This window comes from Streptomyces sp. CRCS-T-1, assembly GCF_024442335.1.
GTDB classification, from domain to species: Bacteria; Actinomycetota; Actinomycetes; order Streptomycetales; family Streptomycetaceae; genus Streptomyces; species Streptomyces koelreuteriae.
The window spans coordinates 1505921-1527294 of the sequence record NZ_CP101651.1 but is presented as its reverse complement, the minus strand read 5'-3'; the positions used below and the strand labels follow the sequence as shown (position 1 = coordinate 1527294).

Annotated in this window: 13 protein-coding genes; 8 read left to right on the top strand and 5 right to left on the bottom strand. The window is 71.8% G+C overall.

All coding sequences use genetic code 11. From position 1 onward, the window contains the following. The first annotated feature begins 348 nt into the window (after nucleotides 1-348). The 7 genes from NNW99_RS06740 to NNW99_RS06710 all read left to right on the top strand — a co-directional run bounded on the left by NNW99_RS06740 (nucleotide 349) and on the right by NNW99_RS06710 (nucleotide 11429). Nucleotides 349-1698 carry an extracellular solute-binding protein gene (locus NNW99_RS06740; RefSeq protein ID WP_215117782.1) on the top strand — a complete coding sequence of 450 codons (1350 nt, stop codon included), beginning with the start codon at nucleotides 349-351 and terminating at the stop codon, nucleotides 1696-1698. Further along, nucleotides 1695-2690, top strand: a complete 996-nt coding sequence (locus tag NNW99_RS06735; protein WP_215117781.1) for a carbohydrate ABC transporter permease — start codon at nucleotides 1695-1697, stop codon at nucleotides 2688-2690. The genes NNW99_RS06740 and NNW99_RS06735 overlap by 4 nt, the downstream gene beginning before the upstream one ends. Beyond that, complete coding sequence (locus tag NNW99_RS06730; protein ID WP_215117780.1) at nucleotides 2687-3550, top strand: carbohydrate ABC transporter permease; 864 nt, start codon at nucleotides 2687-2689, stop codon at nucleotides 3548-3550. The genes NNW99_RS06735 and NNW99_RS06730 overlap by 4 nt, the downstream gene beginning before the upstream one ends. Nucleotides 3551-3591: 41 nt before the next feature. Then, complete coding sequence (locus NNW99_RS06725) at nucleotides 3592-5112, top strand: glycosyl hydrolase family 28 protein (protein ID WP_215117779.1); 1521 nt, start codon at nucleotides 3592-3594, stop codon at nucleotides 5110-5112. After that, the gene (locus NNW99_RS06720; protein WP_215117778.1) at nucleotides 5109-8456 is read left to right on the top strand and encodes an alginate lyase family protein; all 3348 of its coding nucleotides are present in this window, start codon (nucleotides 5109-5111) and stop codon (nucleotides 8454-8456) included. Before NNW99_RS06725 ends, NNW99_RS06720 begins: the two co-directional genes overlap by 4 nt. A gap of 28 nt (nucleotides 8457-8484) precedes the next feature. After that, the gene (locus tag NNW99_RS06715) at nucleotides 8485-9732 is read left to right on the top strand and encodes an alginate lyase family protein (RefSeq protein ID WP_215117777.1); all 1248 of its coding nucleotides are present in this window, start codon (nucleotides 8485-8487) and stop codon (nucleotides 9730-9732) included. A gap of 92 nt (nucleotides 9733-9824) precedes the next feature. After that, nucleotides 9825-11429, top strand: coding sequence for a carboxylesterase/lipase family protein (locus tag NNW99_RS06710; protein WP_215117776.1), 1605 nt, complete (start codon nucleotides 9825-9827; stop codon nucleotides 11427-11429). Here NNW99_RS06710 and NNW99_RS06705 read toward each other — a convergent pair. Genes NNW99_RS06705 through NNW99_RS06680 form a run of 5 tightly spaced genes read right to left on the bottom strand, consistent with a single transcriptional unit; the run spans nucleotide 11382 to nucleotide 19574 of the window. After that, entirely contained in the window at nucleotides 11382-11969 is a 588-nt protein-coding gene (locus tag NNW99_RS06705) for an SLATT domain-containing protein (RefSeq protein WP_251057729.1), read from the bottom strand. The genes NNW99_RS06710 and NNW99_RS06705 overlap by 48 nt on opposite strands. 21 nt (nucleotides 11970-11990) lie before the next feature. Next, entirely contained in the window at nucleotides 11991-13343 is a 1353-nt protein-coding gene (locus NNW99_RS38975) for a hypothetical protein (protein ID WP_215117775.1), read from the bottom strand. Beyond that, on the bottom strand, nucleotides 13340-14539 hold the full coding sequence (locus NNW99_RS06690; protein WP_215117774.1) for a hypothetical protein: 1200 nt from the start codon (nucleotides 14537-14539) through the stop codon (nucleotides 13340-13342). Before NNW99_RS06690 ends, NNW99_RS38975 begins: the two co-directional genes overlap by 4 nt. After that, nucleotides 14536-16167 carry a hypothetical protein gene (locus tag NNW99_RS06685; RefSeq protein WP_215117773.1) on the bottom strand — a complete coding sequence of 544 codons (1632 nt, stop codon included), beginning with the start codon at nucleotides 16165-16167 and terminating at the stop codon, nucleotides 14536-14538. Before NNW99_RS06685 ends, NNW99_RS06690 begins: the two co-directional genes overlap by 4 nt. Then, on the bottom strand, nucleotides 16164-19574 hold the full coding sequence (locus tag NNW99_RS06680; protein WP_215117772.1) for a WD40 repeat domain-containing protein: 3411 nt from the start codon (nucleotides 19572-19574) through the stop codon (nucleotides 16164-16166). The genes NNW99_RS06685 and NNW99_RS06680 overlap by 4 nt, the downstream gene beginning before the upstream one ends. A 288-nt stretch (nucleotides 19575-19862) precedes the next feature. On the opposite strand from NNW99_RS06680, the gene NNW99_RS06675 reads away from it, so the two are divergent. Further along, nucleotides 19863-21365: a hypothetical protein gene (locus NNW99_RS06675; protein WP_215117771.1), complete on the top strand. Its 1503-nt coding sequence runs from the start codon at nucleotides 19863-19865 to the stop codon at nucleotides 21363-21365. Nucleotides 21366-21374: the final 9 nt, after the last annotated feature.

Here is a 21374-nt window from a genome sequence, read left to right as displayed (position 1 = left end):
CGTGGAAATCGATTACTGCGGTTTCGGTGAGGGTCGGCGGGGTCTGTGCGCACCGCCGCCGACGCCTCGACGCCCAGACGGCCCGTTAGACAACCGGTTCCCAAATCTGTTGCCGGCTCGACCTCGCGGACATCCCCTGGTCACGACGCTGGGCGCACGCTCCGATGGCTTGATCATGCCGACCGAAAGCAGGTCTGACCCGCCCTCGCGCTGATGACGCCGAGGTTACACAGTCTTTTCGAAAATTCGTCAAGGCCCTTGACGCGCCCTGCCGACCGGAAGAAGCTCTGCCCCACGCACAACAACCGGTTGCCAAGCGCGCCGGAACCGCAAGGAGGTGGTGCGTTCATGCACCCTCGTGCTGGTGCTTCCCTGAGCCGCCGCCGATTCCTCGCCCTCTCGGCAGCGGGCGCCGCGACCGGCGCGGCGACGCTGAGCGGCTGCGCGATGCAGGTCTCCAGTGGCGTCGGCGGCGGCGGTGAGACCGTCACGGTGATGGCCAAGCCCGACGACTTCCCCCCGGAGCTGGTCAGGCAGGCCCGGAAGGACCTCGGCGTCAAGATCGTCACGGTGCGGTACGACATCACCAAGCTCATCGGGATGATGACCAACGGTGCCCCGCCCGACCTGGTGCGCGGGGTCGGCGCCACGGACGCGCCCTACTTCGCGGCGCGGGATGTCATGGAGGACCTGGACCCGTACTTCGCCGGGAGCGACGTCCTCAAGGCCGACGACCTGGACCCGGTCAACGACCTGTGGCGCTTCGACGGCCGCACCCAGGGCAAGGGCCCCCGCTACGGCATGGCGAAGGACTTCTCCCAGGATTCGATGTACTGGTACAACACCGCGCTCTTCGACCGAGCCGGCGAGGCGCACCCGCCGGAGACCGAGCCGGTCACCTTCGAGGAGTGGCTGGAGACCGCCGGGCGACTGACGCGGCGCGAGAACGGCCAGACGACCGTCTTCGGCGGCAGTTACAACGGCGTGCTCACGCCCAATCTGCTGGCGAGTCTCACCGTGGCGGCCGGAGGCAGCCTCTTCACCGACGACTTCTCCCGCGTCGACTTCACCACCCCCGAGGCCCGCAAGGCGCTGAACTGGTACATCGAGTACGGCAGGGCCAGGGTCGGCCCCAGCATCGTCCAGCCCGACCCCAACACCTGGGACGGGCCCACCTTCCAGGCGAACCGCATGGCCATGTCCAACTCCGGCTACTGGCTCGGCGGCCTGATCAACTCCGACAAGAAGCTGGCGCCGCACGCCCGGCTCGCACCGGCCCCGGTGTTCGAGGGCGGCCGGCGGGTCAGCCCCTGCCAGGCGGGCACCGGCCTGTGGATGCCGAGGAAGGCGAGGAACAAGGACGCCGCCTGGCGGGTCTTCGAATGGTTCTTCGGCGAGGGACCCGCCAAGGCCCGCGCCGCCGGCGGCTGGGGCATCCCCACCCTGAAGTCCCTGCGCCCGCTGATGCCGGCCCAGGAGGACTACCAGAAGCGGGTGCTCAAGGTGCAGAACGCCGAGCTGAAGCACTTCTCGGTGATCGCCTACACCCCCTACGCCACGGCGGACTCCCTCTACGCCCTGTTCAACCAGGAGGCCCCGGCCGCGATGAACGGCCACCTGTCCGTCGACGCCCTGGCCGGCCGCCTGAACTCGGTCATGAACGAGCAGCTGAAGCGCGGTAAGGAGCAGGTGGGATGACGGTCGACCAGATACCCGCCACCGGGCGGACCGGCCCGGTCGAGAGCACCGGCCGCACCGCGCCGCCCCAGCGGCCCCGGATCTCCATGACCGCGCGCAGGCATCGCGCCTTCTACCTGTTCACCTCGCCCTGGATCATCGGCTTCCTGCTGCTCACCGTCGTACCCATGGCGTACGCGCTGTGGCTGAGCTTCACCACCTACGACGGCATCTCGCCGCACTGGAGCTATGTCGGCCTCGGAAACTACACCGAGCTGTTCTCCGACCCGCAGACCTGGAACTCCCTCGGTCGCACGGGCCTGTTCGCCCTCACCTCGGTGCCGCTGTCGATCATCGCCGGGCTCGGGCTCGCGGTCCAGGTCAACCGGCCCATCAAGGCACGCGGACTGTTCCGCACCCTGCTCTATCTCCCGGCCGTGGTGCCCCCGGTCGGCGTAGGCCTCACCTTCAAGGCGCTCTTCGACCAGAACTCCGGTGCCGCCAACGGCGTCATCACCCTCTTCGGCTTCGACGCGCTCGGCTGGCTCGCCGACCCCTACGCCCGCTACGTGCTGCTGATGAGCGTGCTGTGGGCCGCCGGGAACGTCATGATCATCTCGCTGGCGGGGCTCCAGGACGTGCCCCGCGAACTGCACGAGGCCGCCCGTATCGACGGGGCGAGCGCCTGGCGGACCTTCCGCAGCATCACCGTGCCGCTGCTGTCGCCGGTCCTGCTCTTCCAGACGGTCACCGGCGTGATCGCCTCGGTGCAGACCATCATGCCGCTGCTGCTCTCCCCGGACGGCACGACCGCCGGCGTCACCGCGCTGCCGCAGTCCAACTACCTCTACATGATGCATGTGTTCTCGCAGTACTTCGCGCTCGGCCGCTACGGCTACGCCTCCGCACTGCTGTGGGTGCTCTTCGTCCTGATCCTCATCGTGACCGGACTCATCTTCAAGTTCACGTCCGGAGTCGTGTTCTACAACGTCGACCCGGAGGCGAAGAAGTGACCGCCACCAGTCTGCCCCCGAACGCCGCGCCCCGGGTGCGGGTGCGCGTCAACCGTCTCGTCCTCTACACGGTCCTCGTCGCCCTCACCGGCCTGTTCATCGGCCCCTTCGGCTGGCTGATCCTGTCCGGCCTGAAGACCCCGGCGGAGCTGGCCGCCTCGCCCGTGCACTGGCTGCCCACCCAGGTCCAGTGGCACAACTTCGCCGACGCCTTCAATCTGATCGACTTCCTCGGCTACGCCCGCAACTCCCTGATCATCGCCCTGATCTACGCCACGCTCGTCACGCTCAGCTCCGCCTGGGTCGGCTTCGGCTTCGCCCGCCTGGACGCCCCCGGCAAGAAGACGCTGTTCGGCATCCTCATCGGCTCGATGATGCTGCCCCAGATGATCACCCTGCTGCCGACGTATCTGATCTTCGCCAAGCTCGGCATGGTCGACACGTACTGGCCGTGGGTGTTCTGGGGACTGGCCGCCGCCCCCTATCTCGTCTTCCTCTTCCGGCAGTTCTTCGCCGGGCTGCCCCGCGAGCTGGAGGAGGCCGCGATCGTCGACGGCTGCGGCTACGGCACCATCTTCTGGCGGATCTTCCTGCCCCAGTCCTGGCCGGTGCTCTCCGCGAGCTTCGTCATCGCCTTCACCTGGTCCTGGGGCGACTACATCGCCCCGCAACTGCTGCTCTCCACCGACAGGTCGACCCTGGCCGTCGCCGTGATGTCCACCTACGTCACCTCGGCCGGAACACCCGTGGCCAACCTCCAGGCCGCGGCCTCCGTGATGTACGTCGTGCCGATCCTGCTGATCTTCCTGATCGCCCAGCGCGGCTTCGTCGCCGGCATGTCCACCACCGGCCTGAAGTGACCTCGGCCGTCTCCCGCCTTCGTATCCGCAAGGAGCTCACCATGACCCCGTCCCTGTCCCGCCGCGGCGCCCTCCAGGCGGCCGGTGCCACCGTGCTCGCCGCGGGCCTCACCGATCTCACGGCCACGGCCGCCCGCGCCGACGCGTCGGCCGCCGCGCCGAAGCTGGTGACCTACCTCCGTCCGGCCGCCATGCCGACCAACACCAGCTTCAGGGTGCGGGTCCGTACCGCGCCCGACGGCGAGTGGCAGACGCTGGACATCTGGCGCCCCCAGCTCGGCGAGATCAACCCGACCACGGGGTCGAGCAAGATCTACAACTCGTCGCTGGCGTACTTCGACTTCCAGGGCTCCGTCGAGGTCGAGGTCACCTATCTCAAGGGCGGCACCACCAAGGTCCGGGTCAGACCGGACTCCTACGGCATCAAGCCCGAAGTGGGCGGCGACACCCTGCGGTTCACCCTCGACCGGCCGCGCAATGTCGTCGTGCAGATCAACGACGACATCTTCGACGTCCTGCATCTGTTCGCCCGCGCGGTGGAGAAGAAGGTCCCGAAGCAGGACGATCCCAACGTCCTTTACTACGGCCCCGGCGTCCACACCACGGCCGACGGCTATCTGAACGTCCCCTCCGGCAAGACCGTGTACCTCGACGGCGGCGCCGTCCTCAAGGCGACCGTCGTCTTCCGGAACGTCGAGCACGCGGGGATCGCCGGCCGTGGCGTCCTCGCCGGGACGGCGGCGGGCGGCGCCCTGGTGGAGAACTCGCGGAACATCTCCATCGGCGCCGTCACCGTCCTCAACCCCAACGGCTACGCCGTCCAGCTCGGCGAGGCCACCGGCGTCACCATCAAGGGCCTCGGCTCCTTCAGCTCCAAGGGCTGGGGCGACGGCATCGACGTCTTCTGCAGCAGCAACGTCGTCATCGACGGCGTCTTCATGCGCAACTCCGACGACTGCATCGCCATATACACCCACCGCTGGGAGTACTACGGCGACACCAGCAACATCACCGTCCGCAACTCCACCCTCTGGGCGGACGTCGCCCACCCCATCAACGTCGGCACGCACGGCAACACCGACAACCCCGAGGTGCTGAAGAACCTCACCTTCAGGAACCTCGACATCTGCGACCACCGCGAGCCCCAGATGGGCTACCAGGGCTGTATCGCCCTCAACCCCGGCGACAGCAACCTGATCAAGAACGTGAAGGTCGACAACGTCCGCGTCGAGGACTTCCGCTGGGGCCAGCTCATCCACATGCGGATCGCGTACAACACGAAGTACAACACCTCGGTCGGCCGCGGCATCCAGAACGTCCACATCAAGGACCTCTCCTACACGGGCAAGCCGCTCGCCACCTGCCTGCTGCTCGGCTACGACGCCAAGCACGCCATCAAGGACGTCACCTTCGAGAACCTCGTCGTCAACGGCACGGTCATCGCCGACTCGATGAAGAAGCCGACCTGGTACCTCACCACCGACACCGTCCCGATGCACGCCAACGAGCACGTGCTGAACCTCAAGTTCCTCACCACCGCCGAGGCGGCCGCCGCGTCATGAGCACCAGCCCCCTGAGACCGATCGCACCGAGCCGCCGGGGCTTCCTCGGCGGTACCGCCGCCCTGCTGCTGGTGTCCGGCGCGAGCGGCCTGCTCGCCCCCGGCACCGCCCGGGCCGCCACAGCCGCCGCCCCCCGGACGTTCACCCACCCCGGACTCCTGCACAGCGCCGACGACCTGGCCCGGATGAAGGCCGCGGTCGCCGCCAAGGAATCGCCCGTCTACGACGGCTACCTCGCCTTCGCCGCCCACGCGCGCTCGAAGGCGACATACGCCGTGCAGAACACCGGCCAGATCACCTCCTGGGGCCGGGGCCCCACCAACTTCCAGAACCAGGCCGTCGCCGACTCGGCCGCCGCCTACCAGACCGCGCTGATGTGGTGCCTCACCGGCGAGCGCGCCTACGCCGACAAGGCCCGGGACATCCTCAACGCCTGGTCGGCGTCCCTCACCGCGATCACCGGCGCCGACGGGCCGCTCGGCGCGGGCCTCCAGGTCTTCAAGTTCGTCAACGCGGCCGAACTGCTGCGCCACAGCGGCTACGACGGCTGGGCGAAGGAGGACATCGCCCGCTGCGAGGAGTCCTTCCTGCGCGTCTGGTATCCGGCGATCTCCGGCTACATGCTCTACGCCAACGGCAACTGGGACCTCACCTCCGTCCAGTCGATCCTGGCCATCGGCGTGTTCTGCGAGGAGCCCACCCTCTTCGAGGACGCCCTGCGCTTCGCCGCCGCCGGAGCCGGCAACGGCAGCGTCCCGCACCGCATCGTCACCGACGCGGGCCAGGGCCAGGAGTCCGGCCGCGACCAGGGCCATGAGCAGCTCGCCGTCGGCCTGCTCGCCGACGCCGCGCAGGTCGCCTGGAACCAGGGCGTCGACCTGTACGCCTTCGACGACAACCGGCTGCTGAAGAACACCGAGTACGCCGCCCGCTACAACCTCGGCGGCGAGGTCCCCTTCGTCCCCGACCTGGACCGCACCGGCAAGTACGTCAAGACGTCGGTCTCGGCCGTCGGACGCGGCACCCTGCCCCCCATCTACGAGATGGCGTACGCGCACTACGCCGGTGTCCGCGGCCTCGACACCCCCTACACCAAAGCGGCCGTCTTCCGAGGCACGGGCGGCGCCCGCGTCGTCGAGGGCAGCAATGACGACCTGCCCGGCTGGGGCACCCTCACCTTCGCCGGTACGAAGGCCCCGGCCCCGTCCGTACCGACGGCCCCGGCCGGGGTCACTGCGGTCGGCGGCGACCGGTCCGTCACCGTGGCCTGGCTGCCCTCGGCGTGGGCCGAGTCGTACACCGTCCTGCGGGCGAGCAGCCCCGACGGGCCGTACGAGAAGATCGCCACGGGTCTCGGCGAGCCGACGTACACCGACCGCCGCGCCCGCCCCGGCCGCACCTCCTACTACACCGTGGCAGCCGTCAACTCCCAGGGCAGGAGCGGCCGTTCCGCATGGGCCTCCGCAGTGCCCGGCCTGCCCGCCCCCTGGTCCACCCGGGACATCGGCGACGTCAGAATCCCCGGGGCGGCGGTCTTCGACGGCGAGCGGTTCGTGCTGGAGGCCTCCGGCACCGCCGACGCCCACCGCCTGGCCCATCTGCCGCTGCGCGGCGACGGCACCATCACCGCGCGGATCGTATGGCCGCTCAGCTCCCAGTACTCCAGGATCGGCGTCACCGTACGGGCCGGGCTGGACGCGGACGCGGCCCACGCCGCCATGCTGATCCAGGGCCTGCCGCTGCACACCTGGAGCGGAGTGTGGAGCGTACGGGCCAAGGCGGGAGCCGGGATCAAGGGCACCGGCAGTACGCCCGTGCCGCCCTCCCAGCAACAGGCGATCACGACCGGCGCCGCCTTCCCGATCTCCTCCCTCGGCGAACTGCCCGAGTCGGCGACCCCGCTCCGGGCCCCCTACGTCGAGGGGGCGGGCGACGGCTACCGGCTGCGGATGCCCTACTGGGTCCGGGTGACCCGCAAGGGCGACCGCTGCACCGGGGCCATCTCCCCGGACGGCGTCCGCTGGACCGAAGTCGGCTCCAGTGACGTGGAGGTGGGCAGGACCGTGCACGTCGGACTCACCCTCACCTCCTGCCTGGGAGTGGCAGAGGACTACGCCGAGACCGGCACCGGCGCCTTCGACAACGTCAGCGTCGTCTCCCGTACGGGCGGTGAGGTCTGGTCCGTGCCGCGCCCGGCCCGCGCCGCGGGTGACCTCCGGGCCGTCGCCGGCGCCGACGCGGTCGAGTTGGCCTGGACCGACCCGGACCTCTCGGCCCGCTACACGGTGCTGCGCTCCACCTCCGCCAAGGGCCCGTTCCGGACGATCGCGACCGGCATCGGCCCCGTCGGCTTCGGCACCCGCGTCCGGTACGCCGACGCCACCGGCAGGCCCGGCACGACGTACCACTACGCCGTCGCCAAGACGAACAGCTCCGGGCGCGGGCCCCTGTCCGAGGCGGCGAAGGCCGCGATGCCGACCCCGTCCGCGCCCCGACTCACCTCACCCACGACGGCGTTCGCGAACAAAGGCGTCCCCTTCCGGCACCTCCTGCGCGCCGCGCACGAGCCGATCCGGTTCACGGCGAAGGGACTCCCCGACGGCCTCCATCTGGACAGGCGCACCGGCCTGATCTCCGGAACCCCCACCCGGACCGGCGAGTTCACCGTCACCGCCGGCGCGGGCAACGCCGCCGGAGACACCACCGGCACCCTCACGCTCACGGTCGGCACCCCGCCGCCCGCGCCCTGGAGCCACGGCGACCTGGGCGATGTCATCCTCGACGACCGCGCCTACGGCACTCTCGGCGTGGTCGCCGTCCAGACCCCCGGCTCCACCGCCCACGAGGACGGGACCTTCGTGGTGCGGGGCGCCGGGACCGACCTCACCGTCAACAACCAGGGCATGACGGGCCAGTTCGTACGACGGCCCGTCAGCGGTGACTGCGAGGTCACCGTCCGCCTGGTCTCCCGTTCCGGAGCCGGCGGCGACCGGGTCGGCCTGCTGATGGCCAAGTCCCTGTCGCCGTTCGACCAGGCGGCCGGGGCGATCGTCACCGGCGGCACGAGCGCCCAGCTGATGCTGCGCCCGACCGTCGCCGGAAAGTCCACCTTCACGGGCAACGCGGCCGTCACCGCCCCCTGCCTGCTGCGGCTGAGGCGCACCGGGACGCACTTCACCGCATCCGCCTCGACCGACGGCGGCGCCACCTTCACCCCCCTCGCCGAGGGAGACCTCCCCGGCTTCGGTGACGCCCCCTACTACGTGGGCCTCGTGGTCTGCTCCCGCGACCCCCTGGCCCGCAGCACCACCGAGTTCGACGAGGTGAGCATCACCCCCCTGTAGGCCTCCACCGAACGAAAGAAGCCCCCACATGAGCCGCACTTCCCCCCACACGCACCACGAGGGCGGCCGGGTGAGCCGCCGCGGTCTGCTCAAGACCGCCGGCGGCCTCACCGCGGCCCTCGCCCTCGGCGCCGGAGCCACCGCCACCACGGCGGACGCCGCCCCCGGCACCTTCACCCACCCCGGCATGCTCCACAACGCAGGCGACATCAACCGCGCCAAGGTCAGGGTCGCCGCGGGCGACGACCCCTGGCTGTCCGGCTGGAACAAGCTCGTCGCCAACTCCCACTCCCAGTCCACCTGGACCAACCGCGCCACCGCCACGATCATCCGCGGCGGCACCGGACAGAACTACGGCCTCCTCTACAACGACATCGCCGCCGCCTACCAGAACGCGCTGCGCTGGAGGGTCGGCGGCACCGAGGCCAACGCCCAGTGCGCCGCCCGGATCCTCAACGCCTGGGCGACGACCCTGACGACCGTCACCGGAAACGCCGACCGGTTCCTCGCCGCCGGCCTCTACGGCTGGCAGTTCGCCAACGCGGCCGAACTCATGCGGGACTACAGCGCGTTCGACCTCGGCGCCTTCCAGGAGATGATGGCCAACGTCTTCTACCCGCTCAACAACCAGTTCCTGACCGGCCACAACGACGCCTGCATCACCAACTACTGGGCCAACTGGGACCTGTGCAACATGGCCTCCGTCCTGGCTATCGGCATCCTCAACAACGACGGCGCCAAGTACGACCAGGCCGTGACCTACTTCAAGAACGGCGCCGGGAACGGCTCCATCAAGAACGCCGTCCCGTTCCTGTACAGCAATGTCGAGGGCTACGACCTCGGCCAGTGGCAGGAGTCCGGCCGCGACCAGGGCCACACCGTCATGGGCATGGGCCAGATGGGCGCGATCTGCGAGATGGCCTGGAACCAGGGCGAGGACCTCTACTCGTACGACGGCCGCCGCTTCATGAAGGCCGCCCAGTACGTCGCCAAGTACAACCTGAACATGGACGTGCCCTTCACCACCTACAACTGGGGCAGCGGCCAGAACTGCTCCCCGCAGTCGCAGACCGTGCCCGGCGCCGGGTCGCGCGGCCAGGTCCGACCCGTGTGGGCGATGCTCCACTACCACTACGGCAGGCGCCTGCTCCTCGACGACAAGTACATCTCCCAGATGTGCTTCTCCGTCGCCCCCGAGGGCGGAGGGGGTGACTACGGCAGCGACAGCGGCGGCTACGACCAGCTCGGCTTCGGCACCCTGATGTACGCCAAATAGCCGTCCAGCCGGCTCGTGCACCGGAATACCCGTGAGCGATGTGGTGCTCTGGTGATACCGGTGCACGAGCTCGGCGAAGGGCTGGTGGGCAGATGACGGCAGACCAGACGGATCCCGTGGTCAGGAGCCCGTACGGGGCCGTACGCGGCAGGTTCGAGCGGGGTGTGGCGGTCTTCCGCGGCATCCCGTACGCGGCGCCCCCCTTCGGCCCCCGCCGCTTCCGTCCGCCCGTCCCGCTCCCGCCCTGGGACGGCGTCCGGGACGCCGCCGCCTTCGGCCCCACCCCGCCGAAACCCCCGTACTCCGGCGCCTTCGCCCACTATCTGTCCGACCCGGTCGTGCCCGGCGACGACTGCCTCAACCTCAACGTCTGGACCCCCGACCCGTCCCCCGGAGCCCGTCTCCCGGTCCTTCTCTGGCTGCACGGCGGCGCCCTGACCAGGGGTTCCTCCGCCGTACCCGTCTACGACGGCCATGCCTTCGCCCGTGACGGGGTGGTCTGTGTCTCGGTCAACTACCGGCTGGGCGTCGAGGGCTACGGACTGTTCCCGGACACGCCCCCGAACCCCGGCCTGCGCGACCAGATAGCGGCCCTGACCTGGGTGTACGAGGCCATCGAGGCCTTCGGCGGCGACCCCGGCCGCATCACCCTCGCGGGCCAGTCCGCCGGGGCGATCAGCATCGGCGCCCTCGTCGCCGCCCCGCAGACCCAGGGGCTCGTCCGGCGGGCGATCCTGCAGAGCGGGCCGCCCGAGGCGTCCGAGCGGGCCAAGGTACGGCGGATGGTCCGCCGGATGGCCACCCGGCTGAAGATCCCCGCCACCGCCGAGGCCTTCGCCGCCGTCGACCGCGACCTGCTGCTGAGCGCCCAGGCCGAGGTGGGCAGGCTGAGCAGCCCGGTCGTCGGCGGCCCCGCCTTCGGCATCGTCGTCGACGGCGACACCGTCCCGCGCGACCCCCTTCAGGCCCTCATCGACGGCGGCGCGGCCCCCGGCGTCGAGCTGCTGATGGGCTGGACCCGGGACGAGTACCGGCTGTGGCTGGTCCCGGGCGGCCTCCTGGAGCGCGTCGACCGCCTCGGAGCCGTCGCCCTGGCCGGTGCCATGGCCCGCTGCCACTGCGGCAGCGAGGTCCCGCGCGGCTACCGCGCCCTGCACCCCGAGGCGAGCACGGCGGACCTCGTCGGCCAGCTCGTCACCGACCACCTCCTGCGCGTCCCCCTGCACCACCTGGCCGACGCCCGGACGGAACCCTCCTACGTCTACGAATTCGCCTGGCCCTCGAACCTCCCCGACCTCGGCGCCTGCCACGCGCTGGAACTCGGCTTCGTCTTCGACACCGGGGAGGTCCCCGAGGCCCGCAAACTGGCCGGGGAGGGCGCCCCGCAGGACCTGGCCGACGCGATGCACACGGCCTGGGCGCGCTTCGCCGCGGACGGCGACCCGGGCTGGGAGCGCTGGGACGAGGCCCATCCGGTGCGCGTCTTCGGAGACCGCGCCCCGGACGCCGACCACGGCGTGGCCTATACGGCGTACGGCCCCCGGGACCGCGAACTCGCCCTCTGGGCGAGCGACGCCGTCACGCCCGAGGAACCCCCGCTCGCCTCGGTCCCCGTCGACGGTTCACCCACGCGCGGTACGGAACTGCGCTCAGCCGTACGACGACTCCGCCGCTCCGGGGCGCTCCGTCGGCACTGACCGTCCCGCCGCCGGACGGTCGTGGTCCACCGCGTACGTCTGGCCGCCGCGCCCGATATTGGCCTGGGCGCGCCGGTAGGCGCGTCGGCCCGGGGGATCGGCGGCCCGGTTCTGCTCGTCCCGGCGGGCCGTCAACTCCGCCAGCACGAGCCGGGCCTCGTCGACGGGCAGCACGGGCAGGTCCACGGTCCGGGCCTGCCGGGCGGCCGTCTGCACCTCCAGATAGGCGTTGGCGCAGCCCGTGGCGTGGGACATGCGCAGCGGCGCGTTCACCGTGGTCATGACGGCGCTGATCCCGGCCGACACCAGCGCGAGGATGCCGGCGGCGATCCGCCCCGTCGACTCCACCAGCGCGGTCGTACCGGCCACCGCGGCCAGCAGACTGGTGGGGATGCCCATCATCAGATGCACGCCCCGCCAGTGCTTCGCCGTCTCGAACTGCGTCTGGGCGCTGTACATCGCGCTCTCCTCGAGCCGGCGCAGCTCGTCCGCGATCGCCGCCCGCCGGGCCCGCGCCTCCGGCTCGGGGTTCTCTGCCACTGTGTGCCTCCTCGTAGTCGGTCACCGGCGGGCGATGTCCTCCAGGCGGAGCCGGAGGGCCACGGGTACGGGATGCTCGGGCGGCAGGGCGCTCGCCGCCGTCTCCCACAGGCGCAGGGTGGCGTTCGAGGACGCGTGCAGCGAGGGCACCAGCTCGATCGCGGGCACCGTGCGCAGCGCCGCGAAGGGCACGGGTGGCTCGTCCGCGACCAGTTCGAACCGGTCCTGCGGGGCGAACAGCTCGATGACACCGAGCAGGGCGCTCTCCCGGCTGCGCAGGGCGACCCAGTACCGCTGGGGTGCCGCCTCGGCCGGGCGGAGCACGAACGGCGCCACGATGCCGTCCGAGGCGTCGATCCAGCTCTCCTCGGCCGTGCGCAGGGGTTTCGGCAGCGTCAGCGTCACCCGCACCCGGCCCCCGGGGGTGTGCTCGGCGGCGGCCTCGAACAACTCGTCCTCGGCGGTCGTCCCGTAGGAACGCTCGGTCCGCCTGGCCGCGGCGGGCAGCACGGACTCCAGGCGCAGGGACAAGGACGGGGGCCGCCCGGTCCGGGGCCCGGGGTGGAGCCGGGAGGCGACCACCCGGGCCGTGTGCCGCAGCAGCGGGTCGCGTCTGCCGAGCCGGTCGGCCAGCAGGGCGAGCCGCTGGGCGGTGTGGCCGGGGATCCTCTCCGCGGGGGCGGACAGCAGCCCCGTCAGCAGGGAGACGGCTTCATGCCGCAGGGCTGCGGGCCCCCGCCCTTCCCGCATACCGCGCTCCAGGACCGCCAGGGGACCCGCCAGCCGGGTCGCCGCGGGAGTGAACCAGTGGCGGAGTTCGAACCCGGGCGGCTCGACGGACGTGGCCCCGTCGAGCACGGCCAGCACATTGCCCGTGACGGTGTCCAGGTCGCTCCAGGGCAGCGCGTGGAAGAGCACCGGGGGCGCGGTGGTCTCGGAGGCGAGCCGGTACAGCAGGGCGTGTCTGAGGTCGAGGCTCTCCCCGGCGAGGACCCGCAGGACGTCCGGTTCGGCGGGCGGGGCCTCCCAGTGCTCCTCGATACGGGCGACCAGGTCCGTGCCGTCCGCGCTCGCGGGCAGGGGGCGGCCGTGGTCGTCCAGCTCCACATAGGAGATGCCGCGGCCGGGGTGGCTGAGCGCCAGGGCCGGGACGGCGGGGCCGCCGTCCCGCCGCGCCACCAGGCCCGTTCTGCGCCAGGCCGGGTCCTGGAACAGGGGGAGCGTGCGCGCGTCGGTCCGTTCGGCCCCGTCGTTCACCGGTCCGGTGATGCGGTGCGCTCCTTCGTCGACGCCGAGGCGGGCGACCCAGGCGGAGAGGGGGCGGTGGGGAACGGTGTCACCCGTCGAGGGAGCGTTCATCGTGGGGCCGTTCATTCGGCGCTCCCCAGCAGCGTCTTCAGCAGTCGCTCCACGCCCGCTCCCAGCGTGCTCGCCACCGCCGTCTGACGCTGCGCGGGGACGCCGCCCAGGCATTCGTGGTGCAGGGCCAGCAGCCGGTCCCATGCCTGGTCTCCTCGCTCCCGGACGTGGTCGGCCAAGTCCTCGGGGAACTCGTCGGTCCACGCGCGCAGTTCGCGCGTGTCCACCGGACCGTCGGTCTGCCAGCGTACGAGGAACTTCACCGCCCGCACCGCCAGAGCGGCCCGCACCAGCGGGTCGCCCGAGGCGCTGACGGGGACGAGGGCGCGCCCCGGTGCCGACAGATGCGGCAGGCCGCGCTCGCTCGGGTCGAGGACGAGGTGCCGCTCGAAGTCGTAGAGGACGCAGTTGACGGTGAAGTCCCGTTGCAGGCTGTCGGCGACGAGGTCGGTGCCGGTGGCCGGGAAGCGGAAGCCGCCGAGCCCGAGGCCCCGGTACTCGATGAGCGGGGTGGGCCCGCCGTCGCGGTAGACGGTGCAGACCAGGGTGTCGGGGCTCACGCGGGCCCGCAGCTCGTAGGTCTCGCCGTCCTCCTCCAGGGTCCGGCGTGCCAGCTCCGCGAAGCGGCCCGCCGGCGCGGTGCCCGTCAGATCCAGATCCCGGACCGCCTCACGGCCGTTGCCCGCCACCAGTTCCCGGGGCGCCCCACCGCTCAGCCAGAGCTCGTGCCCGGCCTCCCGTACGGTCCGGGCGATGGGGTCGAAGACCCGCCCCCAGGGCGCGGAGCCGTCGGCCAGCAGGTCGTCCACCGCCGCCGGCAGACACCGGGAGCGCCGGGCGGCGGGCACCACGGCCCGCGCCGGCAGCCGGTCGTGGGGGAGCCGTTCGTCGCCCGGCCCCGGGGGCCTGACCGTGGGCACGGGCCGTTGCGGAGGCGCGTCCGGCTGGTGATCGGCCTCGGTCAGCAGCCGGTCGTCCCGTGCCTCGGGCAGGCGACCGTCGGGCGGCTGCGCGTAGGAGAAGCCGACGACGCGCTCCCCGCGCAGTACGTCCCCCGCCATCACCGGCCCGTTCGAGGCACGTGACTCCACCGCCTCGGGGCCGGGTGCGTACGGCGGACAGCCGCGGCCGCAGAGGCAGTCCGCCGCCTCCGCCGCCGCCGAATCCGCGCCTTCCTGCTCCGGGCCCTCGATCTCGTCGGCGCACGTCACGGCGCCCACCTCCCCACCCACAGCGCCTTGCCGCCCGAACCCGTCCGCAGGTGCAGCCGCTGCTCGAAATCCGCCTCGTACACGGTGCCCTCGTAGGTGTCCTGGTCCGCCTCGGGAATGTCCAGCAGCGCGATGTCGTGGATCTGCGCGGCGGTGCAGGTGATGTCCTGCCCGGGGTGGTCGACGCAGCGGTGGGCCGCGAGCCCCGGGAACACGATGCTGTGCTCCTTGAGCCCCGGGTGGCTGCTGAGGAGCCGCACCAGGTCGCGGCGGCCCTCGGCGGTCCGCAGGGCCGCCCGGGTCTCGTCGTCGCAGTGGTCGCACAGCGCCCGCAGCGCCGCCACGTCGTCGTCCTCGGCCGCGTCCCTGATGCGCTGCGCGAGCGCCCGCAGATGGGCCGGGACCGGCTCCCCGCGGTCGGTCGTCCTCGCCACACCGGTCCGTGCGGGCTGGGGTGCCGCCTTGGGTACGGCTGCCCCGGCGCTCTCCGCCGAGGTGAACACGAACGACGACACCCGGGTACCGATGACCCGGCGCTCACCGTCCCCGTCCGTGAACTCCAGATCGCCGAGGGGCGGATGATACAACTCGTCGGGATTCTCGGGCCGGGGCCGCTCGGGCGCCAGGAGCCGCGCGGCACGGCCCTTCGCGCCGTAGCCGACCGCGAGCATGCCCGAGCCGATGTAGCGCCACGCGCCGTCGCGCAGGTAGTACGACACGAAGCGCTCGGGCGGCACGGCCTGGCATCCCGTCATCGGCCCGAACGTCGCGGTGAGGCCCTCGCCCGCCCAGGCGAGACCGGTCACGTGCAGCCGGTCCTCCAGCAGGGCGCGGGTCATCGCGACGTCGGCGGGACGCTCGGGCTCCTCGCGGCCCTTCTGCCCGTAGGCCGCGACGCGCACGCTCCCGACGTTCCAGCAGGCTCCGCCGGAGTCGTGCGAGGACCAGCCGATGCGCCGCCCGTCGGGGGACTGCACGCCCTCGCTGAACGCCGTGGGCGTCCCGGCCGGCCGGAACGGGCGGACCGTTCCGGACCGGTCGACCGCGAGCATCTGGAACTGGCCGCGGCCCGCCTTCTCCTCGGGCAGCAGGTCGGCGATCGTCACGGCGTCCCGGCCGCCGGCGGCGACCCGGGCGTAGGCCGACACCGGGGTGCTGAGCTGTGCGCGCCGGACCCGCCCGTCGGCGGTGTACAGCAGCAGCGCCTCGCCGCTGGTGTTCACCGTGGCCGCGGCGTCACCGAGGAAGCCGACTCCCCGGCAGGCGCAGGGTGTTGTCCGTTCGCGCCCCGAGGCGATGTCGAGGCGGTGCAGGCGCCGTCCGTCGGGGCTGTCGTTCTCGTCGTCGATCCAGGCCAGGGCGGAGCCGTCGGGGGACCAGCGGACATCGTCCGCCCCGGCGGTCAGTTTCGCGCCGCGCCAGGTCCGGCCGGCCGCGTCCGCCAGGACGATCTCCCGGGCCACCGGCCGGACGAAGGCGAGCACCGGCGCACCGTGCGCGGCGTTCGGCCCGTTCCCGTCGTCCGACGCGTCGTCCCCGCCGCCCGGCACGTCACAGCCCGCGCCCAGCAGCGCGGCCGCCGCCACCAGGGCCGCCGCCCGTCTCACCCCCGCGCCGAGCCGCTTCACTCCTTCACGTCCTCGCACAGCTCGATGTACGACACGGACTCGTCCACGTGCTTCTCCCACTCGTCGCGCGACAGACCGCCGTCGGTCCAGTCGCACAGGCGCTTCTCGAGGGAACCCTCGGTCATCTTCCAGATGTTGACGGCGCCCGGCTGCTTGTGCTCGCGCTGCGGAGGCAGGGAGGCCCCGGCGAGATAGGTACCGTCCGGTGACCATTTCACCTGCACCACGTCGGTGCCGTTGACGTCGCGCAGCGGCGGCATCGACTGCTGCCCGGAGTCGAGGTTGTGGACGAGGACGCGGTCTCCCATCGCCGTCGCCACCAGCCGGCCGTCCGGCGAGATCGCGCTGTCGACGGCGAGTTCACCCTCGGGCATGCGCAGGGGGTCGCCCAGCGCGGTCAGTTTCCTGCCGTCCAGCAGCCGTACGGTGCCGCTGGTCATGTCGAGGGTGACGAGCCGCGAGCCGTCCCGTGAGTACGTCACCCGCACGACGCCGGGGGCGGCGACCGAGCGCAGCTTCCGGCGGGTGACGAGGTCCACCATGACGAGCCGGGCCTCGTCCCCCTCGCCCTCGGTGAAGACACCGGTCCTGCCGTGGATCGCCATGTCCGAGGTCCCTGCCGCCAGGTCGATCGTGCCCAGGCGCCGCCAGGTCCCGGTCTGCCAGACCCCCACGTCTCCGCTGACGTGCCGAGCCACCAGCAGGCCGTGATGCGGTACGAAGTCGACCTGGGAGACGATGCGTTCGGGAAGCTCTGTGCGCTTTTTGTCCTCCTCGGGGGACATGTCGAGTTGCCGGAGATAGGTGCCGTCCCGCTTCCACAAGGTCACCGTCCCGATGCCCCGGCTCTGGCCGACGGCGGCCACGAACTTGTCGGACAGCGCGAGGGCGTTGATGTACGAGCCCGAGGCGGGGTAATCGGTGACGTGCTCGTAGGAGGCTCCCACGGCGCTGATCGTCTCGGGCACGGAGTCGAGGTCGATCGAGTAGGCACCGTAGGAGGCGTTCGTCCTGAAGTCGGTGAGCAGCAGGATGTTTCCGGGGCCGAAGACAGAGCCCGTGGACGGCTGCGCGGGGGGCAGGGCGCGGTGCACCGGGGTGTTGCCGAGCACGGTGACACGGCCCTCTCCCGCCGTCACGACCGTGCCGTCACCGGCCCGTACCGCGGCGACGGTGCGCCCGCCGCTCGGCACGGACAGCGGCGCGGAGGCGCCGTCGGGGGAGGACTGCACGGGAATCACGGCCGTGCCGCCCGGCCCGGCGATCACGACGTCGTTGGCTTCCAGCTCCATCGCCGTGGGCCGGGTGGACAGCCCGCCCAGGGGATAGGTGCTGCGCTTGCGGGCGCGGTCCCAGGCCAGGACTCCGCCACTGGTGGCCACCGTCACCACGTCCTGCGACGCCTGGACCAGTGAGGCGCCGCCGGGGACGTCCTCGGCGGGCAGGACTGTGGCCGCCTTCTTCGTGCGGAGGTTCACCGACACCACCTCGTTCGTGGTGAGCAGCAGGACCACTTGGTCCGCGCCGCCGCCGGGGCCGGCATAGGAGGGCACGACATCCGCGCTCATCGCCAGCCGGTTCGTCGTCGGCAGCCGTCCGAGCAGCGTCTTTCCCGCGACATCCCTGAGCCGCGTACAGCCGGTCACCGTGCGGCTGGCGGGTTCGATCTCGCTGACGGCGCCGTCGTCCCAGACGGTGGTGAGCCCTGACCCGTTGTCGGTGAAGCCCATCCCCACGATCTCGCTGTAGGCACCGGTACAGGACGGCGCCTTCACCGTCCCCAGCTCCTCGGGCTTGTCGCCGGAGGCATCGAACAGCCTCACGTCCCTGCCGTCATGGGCCGCGAGGATGCCCGATTCCACGCCCCGGACGAGACCGGACGCCCGCCCCTTCACCTCGGCCAGCTTCCGCCCCGACCCGGTGTCCCACACCTGGATCGTGTCGGCGATGCCCGAGGTGTACGCCCGGTGCCCGGCGTCGTCGACGGCCAGGACGCTGACGGTCCGGTCGGCCTTCCAGCTGCGCACGGTGTTGCGGTTGGTCTCCAGGACCTCCTGGATCGCGTTCTCGGCGTCCTTGTTCCCGGGGTCGATCCGGTACCCGGCGAGGGCCAGCAGACCTGCCGTGCGCGGTTCGCTGCCGCGCATGCCGACCGCCTTCGCGGCGAGTCCGGCCGCCACCGCCCGGCGGTTGTTCCGCTCGCTCTCGCCGCTGGCGAAGCCCCACGCCACGAGGGAGGCGACGAGGCCGGTCGCCAGCACCCCGGCCACCAGCCGTGAGGCCGCGCGCACGTCCAGCCGCCGGGCGGCCTTGGCGGCCTCCTCGACGGTGGCCGCGCCGACGACACTCGCCCCGCCGCCGAGGTCACGGACCTGCCGCTCGTCCCGTTCCGGTACGACGACGCGTTCGCCGTCCTCCACCACGCTGAGCTTGGCCCGGTACCCGGTCACGGACTGGATGACGCGGGTGTTCTCGGCGGACATCGCCCCGACCACGGACGTACGGGGATTGACCCTGCTCAGCCGCAGCGGCCCGAGCGGGTTGCCCCGGGTCCTGCCGAGTTCCGACAGCAGGACGGCGAAGGCCGCGCCGAAGGAGGAGTCGCCGACGTGGTCCACGGGGCCGTCCCCGCCCCGCAGCGACCACAGCACGGCGCCTTTCGGTTTCGCCGGGCGGGCGATCCGCCAGGCGTCCTCCAGCGCACTGCGGAATCCCTCATCGCCGAGGAACCCCGACATGACACGCGGATCCGGCAGCAGCCCGGAGGGCAGCCCGCGGACCAGGTCCAGCCGGAGATCGAAACGCGCTCCGATACTGCCCCGTTCGGCGAGCACCGTCAGGCCCGGCCCGCGCAGCGGCTTGGGCAGCGCCCCGTCGAGAGCGAGCAGTACGAGGGCGAGATGCGTCCGGACCGAGTCGTCCACGCTGTCCGAGGCGAGCAGCGAGGCCAGTCGCTCGCCGTGTCGCGAGTCGTCCGGCGCGGTCCACTCCGCCGTCTCCGGGCCGTTCGCCCGCGCGGCGGCGGCGCTGCGCGCCAGCCAGGACGTGCCGATGCGCAGATGGTGCCCGGCGTCGTCGGCGTCCCCGACGAGGACGAGCCCGAGGGCGGCGTAGGCCCGTAACGCGCGCGCGGCGGCCGGTTCGCCCACGACGAGGGGAGCGTCCGCGGGTTCTTCTATTCGGGTGTAGGCGGGGGCCTCGTCGAGGACGTCGTGCAACGGCGTCCGGTCGGTCAGGACTTGACGGAGCGTCGCCTTGTCGTCCCTCGCGACGCAGTCGGTGAGGAAGCCCCACAGCGGCTGGCCCTTGCCGGTGAGGGGGTCGATGAGATCCCAGGTGTCGGTCCCGGGCGGCAGGCGGTGCAGCAGTGCGCGGACCGCGGAGGGGAGCATGGGGTCTTCGGCCACGACTGCCTTTCATGACTGCACGATTTGTGGGAGGTCATCTTGGCAGCAAACAAGGGCGGAAAGCAGCCAGAAATCCCTAATTCGCAGAGGAGTCGGATTACCGGACGCACAAGCGAGATCACAAACGCATCATCAGAAGCACAAGAAACAGGAGTTTCACGGGCGAGTTGATTCGCCATCATGTGCGAGGAAAATCGAACTCCCTCTCGTGTGTGCGGAGATGTCACAAGAACTCCGAAGCTCTGTCATCCTTCCTTTCCCGGCACGGCACCCGACCGAAGGAGAGCAGTGGCCACCACGCCCCCGACCCGGCGTCCCCGGCAGCTTCTGTGCCTGCTCAGCGCCGTGCTCCTGCTCTCGTCCTGTCAGGGAGGACGCGACGACGACCGGTCCGGCCCCGACACGGCCGGCGCGCAATGGCGCCAGATTCCCCTCACCGACCTGCCGCCCGACTTCTTCGGGATGTCGGAACCCGCACTCGTCGGGGCGAAGGACGGATTCCTTCTCGCGGCCCGCCCGCAGAGCGGCAACGCGCAGATATACCGCTCCACGGACGGAATCGCATGGCGCCGGTCCCGGCCCTCGGAGCAGCAGATGTCGGCGAGCGTCCTGGCCGAGCACGAGGGCGAGGTCATCGCCGCCGGGTCCCTCTTCCGGGACGGGGAGACTTTCCCCGCGGCCATCCGCTACCGCGGAAAAGGCCGGTGGGAAAAGGCGGAACACCTGCCGAAGGCGGACTCCTCCGACATCGTGCTGGCGGCGGCCCGGGGGCCGCACGGCACCGTCGTGGTCGGACACGACGGCGGGCCGTTCGAACCGAACACCGAGCAGAAGAGGGGCCGCAGTCTGCGGGTCTGGACCGCCGCGGACCAGGGCTCCTTCGCCGCTCCGCACGACGTCGGCTGCCCCCAGTGGCCCGACCGGGCCCCCGAGGTCGCCGCCCTCGCCGACGAGGACGGGTTCACGGTGTGGGCGAAGTGCACCGACCCCTGGGGCACTTCGGCCGTCACCCTGCACAGCTCCGACGGCGCGACCTGGCGCAGACAGGCCGATCCGCCCCGGCCCCTGGCCCTGCGCGCGGGCACGGCCGGCGCGTCGGGCGGGGCCCGGGGCGAGGGCCGCACGGTCGGCCATGTCGTCGCGGTGCGCGGCGGATTCCTGGCCCTCGGTTCCGCCGAGACGGCCACCAGCAGCACCGGCGCCCTGTGGTCCTCGGCGGACGGCCGGAGCTGGACCAAGTCGACGGGCGGCAAGGACGGCTTCCGGCAGTCGGTGCGGCTGGACGCCGCCGCCGAGTACGGGGGCACCCTCCTCGCCTTCGGCACCGACCCGGAACCGGACGGCCACCCGCCCGCCCGCACCCGGGTCTGGATCGGCACCCCCGAGGGCCGCGCCCCGAAGCCGATCCCCACGAAGGGCGAGGGACTGAAGGCTCTCACCGGCACCTGGACCTGGGCCCAGGGCTCGCTGAAGGTCACCGCTCAGGGCGAGTTCACCTACCGCCACCGGCTCATGAGCGACTGCACCACCGACGCCCCGCCCTGCGATGACCCGGCCACCGCCACCTGGGGCGGCGTCGTCACCGGCACCGTGAAGGAAGGTCCCCGGGGAGCCCTGCGCGGCAAGGTGCTCAGCTCCAACACCCGCGAACTGGGCCACACTCCGGGCGACGCGGCCACCATCGCCCGCATCCCCTACGGCGCGGTCAGCCTCACCATCGGAGACTCCGTGGCGGGCATCTTCTGCACACCCGGCTTCTACGACAACCGCTGCACCGACGTACACGGCTGACCCGGCCCC